Genomic DNA, 4455 nt, shown 5'->3' with positions numbered 1-4455 from the left:
GGTCCCACGACATCGTGTCGATATTTGCGATTGATATCCTCACCAACCTTTAGATATTCGCAACCTTCTGCCAAACCTTCGGCTTGAAGTACAGCGTTTCGCCCCGCGCCAGACCGGTCAGGCTGTCGTGGTCTTTCACCACTTCGGCTTCGATCAGCTCGCTCTGGCCTTCAACCCTCAGGGTGATCCGGGTGGTCGCGCCCAGCGGACGGATGTCGCGCACTTCGGCGGCGTGGTGGTCTTCCAGCTCCGAGCGTGACAGCGACACTTCATGGGGACGGAACAGCACGTGCTCTTCCCCCACATGCAGACGGTTGGAGTCGCCCAGGAAGTGGTAAACGAAATCGCTGGCCGGGTTTTCGTACACCTCGCCCGGCGAGCCGATCTGCTCGATCACCCCTTTGTTCATGACCACGATGCGATCCGCCACTTCCATGGCTTCTTCCTGATCGTGAGTCACGAAAACCGAGGTCAGGTTGATGTCTTCGTGCAGACGCGCCAACCAGCGACGCAGCTCTTTACGCACCTTGGCATCCAGTGCACCAAACGGCTCATCCAGCAGCAACACTTTGGGCTCTACCGCCAGGGCGCGTGCCAGGGCGATACGCTGACGCTGGCCACCGGACAATTGCTCTGGATAGCGATCAGCCAGCCAGTCCAGCTGGACCATGTTCAGCAGCTCATGAACCTTGACCGCGATCTGGCTTTCATTCGGGCGCTGATTCTTGGGTTTCATGCGCAGACCGAAGGCGACGTTGTCGAACACGGTCATGTGACGAAACAGCGCGTAGTGCTGGAACACGAAACCGACGTTGCGATCACGCACATCATGGCCGGACACGTCTTCACCGTGGAACACGATACTGCCGTCATCGGGGGTTTCCAGACCGGCAATAATGCGCAGCAAGGTGGTCTTGCCGCAACCGGACGGGCCTAGCAACGCCACCAGCTCGCCACTCTGGATATCCAGATTGATGCTGCTCAGGGCTTTGAAGGCATTGAAGTTCTTGCTGACATTACGGACTTCGATTGACATGAATTATTCCTCCGCCGCACTTTGGCGCAGACGGTTAATGCGCGCTTCGCTCCACTGCTTGAGCAGCAGGATAAACAGCGCAAGGATCAGCAACAGGCTCGCCACGGCAAAGGCTGCAACGTGGTTGTACTCGTTGTAGAGAATTTCGACGTGAAGCGGCAGGGTATTGGTGACGCCGCGGATGTGCCCGGAGACCACCGACACCGCCCCGAACTCACCCATGGCCCGTGCGGTACACAGCACCACGCCATAGATCAGGCCCCACTTGATATTCGGCACGGTCACGTACCAGAACATTTGCCAGCCATTGGCGCCGAGCAGACGTGCCGCTTCTTCTTCCTGAGTGCCCTGCTCCTGCATCAGCGGGATCAGCTCACGGGCCACGAACGGCACGGTGACGAAGATGGTCGCCAGGATGATGCCCGGCAAGGCGAACACGATCTGGATGTCATGATCCTGCAGCCATGGGCCGAAGAAGCCTTGAGCACCGAACATCAATACGTAGACCAGACCGGCAATGACCGGCGAGACCGAGAACGGCAGGTCGATCAACGTCACCAGGATGCTTTTGCCCCGGAACGAGTACTTGCTCACGCACCAGGCAGCGCTGACGCCGAAGACCAGATTGAGCGGGACCGAAATGACGACCGCGATCACGGTCAGCTTGAGGGCTGACAGTGCGTCGGGTTCGAGGATCGCCGTGAAGAACGCGCCGAGGCCGTTTTTCAAACCCTGGGACACCACGATAAACAGCGGCAAGCCGAGGAACAGCAGAAACACCAGCCAGCACAGGATGATCAGAATCCGGCGCGAGACCGCGCTGCCACGGCGGGCAGCATTGGCGGAGGCGGCGGCTGAAACAGATGAATGGGACATGTTCTGCGCCTCCTCAGGATGGGGTTTCGATACGCCGCTGCAGCAAGTTGATCAGCAGCAACAGAACGAAGGAAACCACCAGCATCATCACGCCGATGGCCGTGGCGCCGGTGTAATCGTACTGGTCGAGCTTGACCATGATCAGCAGCGGCAGTATCTCGGTTTTCATCGGCATGTTGCCCGCAATGAAAATCACTGAACCGTACTCGCCCACGCCCCGGGCAAACGCCAATGCAAATCCGGTCAGCCAGGCAGGCAGCAAGGCCGGTACGAGAATATGACGGAACACTTGCAGCGGACGCGCGCCTAGGCAAGCTGCAGCTTCTTCGACTTCACGGGGAATATCGGCCAGCACCGGCTGCACCGTGCGCACCACGAATGGCAGCGTGACGAAGGTCAGCGCAAGGGTGATACCAAGCGGGGTGTAAGCGATCTTGAAGCCCAAGTCTGCGGCAAACTGCCCGACCAGACCGTTAGGCGCGTACAGCGCGGTCAGGGCGATACCGGCAACTGCGGTAGGCAGGGCGAACGGCAGGTCGATCATCGCATCGATAATCTTGCGCCCCGGAAAGGTATAGCGCACCAACACCCAGGCCAGCAAAACACCGATCACACCATTGATGACAGCGGCATAGAACGCTGCACTGAAGCTCAGTTTCAGCGCTGCAAGCACACGGGGTGCGGTAATGATTGCCCAGAATTGATCCCAGGTCAGCTGTGCGGCATGGATGAACATGGCCGCCAGCGGAATTAACACAATCAGGCTGAGATACACCACGGTGTAACCCAGCGTCAGCCCGAAGCCGGGTATGACGGGGGAGATGCGACGTGACATAAGTGTCCTTGGTTAACACACGGAACCCGCAAACGAGTGCGGGTCCTTTAGTTCAGCGAATACAACCGACTTGAAAGGCCGGTCCGGCAGGAGCCAACTTGTTGGCGAGACAGTGGGCGCGGTGTTTCAGGCTCCTCGCCTCGCGAACAAGTTCGCTCCTACCGGGTCAACACGGTGCAATCGCCTGCATTACTGCGGCGTATAAATCTGGTCGAAAATGCCGCCGTCATTAAAGAACTTGGGCTGCGCAGTTTTCCAGCCGCCGAAGTCTTTGTCGATAGTCAGCAGGTCCAGTTTCGGGAACTGCTTTTCGTACTTGGCAGCCACTTCCGCGTCACGTGGACGATAGAAGTTCTTTGCGGCGATTTCCTGGCCTTCCTTGCTGTACAGGTGCTTCAGGTAAGCCGTCGCGATTTCGGTGTTGCCTTTCTTCTCGGCGTTCTTGTCGACCACTGCCACTGGTGGCTCAGCGAGGATCGACAGCGAAGGCACGACGATGTCGAACTTGTCCGCGCCGCCGTCTTCTTTCAACGCCAGGAACGCCTCGTTTTCCCACGCCAGCAGCACGTCGCCCTGACCGTTGTTAACGAACGTAATGGTAGAACCGCGAGCACCGGTGTCCAGCACAGGCACGTGCTTGAACAGCTCTTTCACATATTCGTTGGCTTTGGCTTCGCTGCCGCCGGTTTTCAGGCCATAGCCGTAGGCCGCCAGGAAGTTCCAGCGAGCGCCGCCGGAGGTTTTCGGGTTAGGCGTGATGACAGAAACGTCTTTCTTGACCAGATCGCCCCAGTCCTTGATGCCTTTCGGGTTGCCTTTGCGCACCAGGAACACGATGGTGGACGTATAAGGCGTGCTGGCGTCCGGCAGACGGGTCTGCCAGTTCTCCGGCAGGGTTTTGCCGAGCTTGGCGACTTCATCGATGTCGCCAGCCAGTGCCAGCGTCACAACGTCGGCGCGCAGACCATCGATAACCGAACGAGCCTGTTTGCCCGAACCACCGTGGGATTGCTTGATTTCAACCTTGTCGTCCGGATGCGACTTTTTCCAGAAGTTGACGAACTCAGCGTTGTATTCCTGATACAGCTCGCGAGTCGGGTCGTACGAGACGTTCAACAGCTCGTAATCCTTTGCAACTGCAGAACCGGCAAAAACGGCACTGGCAAGTGCGGCCAGCGCGTAACGGCGTATGGACATGGGTCAAGCTCCTGGAAATCGGGTGGTGGTGTTGGCTTTTTCTAATTTTTGGTTTGAGGCTTTTTGTAGGAGCCAACTTGTTGGCGAAGCGGTTTCCCTGAAACACCGCATCAAGCATCTCGCCAACAAGTTGGCTCATACCGGGTTTTGCGTGTGTCAGCTCGGTTTGTTACCCGGATTCTGTAAACGAAACTTTTCTTTGCGTTCGATCTGGACGACCTGGGCGTTGTGCACCGTGATTTCAACAGCGCCGAAACGCAGGTCGCGCAGCGCACTCTGTATCTCGCGCAGAATCGCTGCTTCGTCCTGACCGTCAACGCTACGCAGAGATGCACTCATGATCGAACTCCTTGAAATTGATTGGCCTGCAGCCGCGACCGCGTGGATCTGCTAATGGCATGGAGGCAATCTTAGAGACGTGCGGATATTCTTAAAAATACTATTTAAGAATCTGCATATAACCAAAGTGCATTTACGGCAATTCCGCTGCCCAGGCATGACCAGGCGATAT

Annotated in this window: 5 protein-coding genes; all 5 read right to left on the bottom strand. The window is 57.5% G+C overall.

The features are described 5' to 3' along the window. Nucleotides 1-49 precede the first annotated feature (49 nt). Nucleotides 50-1036, bottom strand: coding sequence for a sulfate/molybdate ABC transporter ATP-binding protein (locus H8S59_RS26210; protein ID WP_095092937.1), 987 nt, complete (start codon nt 1034-1036; stop codon nt 50-52). Between the two features lie 3 nt (nt 1037-1039). After that, on the bottom strand, nt 1040-1912 hold the full coding sequence (gene cysW, locus H8S59_RS26205) for a sulfate ABC transporter permease subunit CysW (protein WP_027898479.1): 873 nt from the start codon (nt 1910-1912) through the stop codon (nt 1040-1042). Between the two features lie 13 nt (nt 1913-1925). Then, nucleotides 1926-2747, bottom strand: coding sequence for a sulfate ABC transporter permease subunit CysT (gene cysT / locus H8S59_RS26200; RefSeq protein WP_027898478.1), 822 nt, complete (start codon nt 2745-2747; stop codon nt 1926-1928). Nucleotides 2748-2936: 189 nt separating this feature from the next. Beyond that, entirely contained in the window at nt 2937-3944 is a 1008-nt protein-coding gene (locus tag H8S59_RS26195; protein ID WP_095092939.1) for a sulfate ABC transporter substrate-binding protein, read from the bottom strand. A gap of 156 nt (nt 3945-4100) precedes the next feature. Next, a complete protein-coding gene (gene oscA / locus H8S59_RS26190; protein WP_003170956.1) occupies nt 4101-4283 on the bottom strand; it encodes a sulfur starvation response protein OscA in 183 nt (60 codons plus the stop codon). Between the last annotated feature and the right edge of the window lie 172 nt (nt 4284-4455).

The sequence above is a fragment of the Pseudomonas folii genome, from assembly GCF_014357575.1.
Taxonomy (GTDB): domain Bacteria; phylum Pseudomonadota; class Gammaproteobacteria; order Pseudomonadales; family Pseudomonadaceae; genus Aquipseudomonas; species Aquipseudomonas folii.
This window is presented reverse-complemented; position numbering and strand designations above follow the sequence as displayed.

What these genes read in the sequence shown, in the direction of transcription:
- H8S59_RS26210 (WP_095092937.1), bottom strand. Translation starts at nt 1,036, where the DNA reads ATGTCAATCGAAGTCCGTAATGTCAGCAAGAACTTCAATGCCTTCAAA.
- cysW (WP_027898479.1), bottom strand. Translation starts at nt 1,912, where the DNA reads ATGTCCCATTCATCTGTTTCAGCCGCCGCCTCCGCCAATGCTGCCCGC.
- cysT (WP_027898478.1), bottom strand. Translation starts at nt 2,747, where the DNA reads ATGTCACGTCGCATCTCCCCCGTCATACCCGGCTTCGGGCTGACGCTG.
- H8S59_RS26195 (WP_095092939.1), bottom strand. Translation starts at nt 3,944, where the DNA reads ATGTCCATACGCCGTTACGCGCTGGCCGCACTTGCCAGTGCCGTTTTT.
- oscA (WP_003170956.1), bottom strand. Translation starts at nt 4,283, where the DNA reads ATGAGTGCATCTCTGCGTAGCGTTGACGGTCAGGACGAAGCAGCGATT.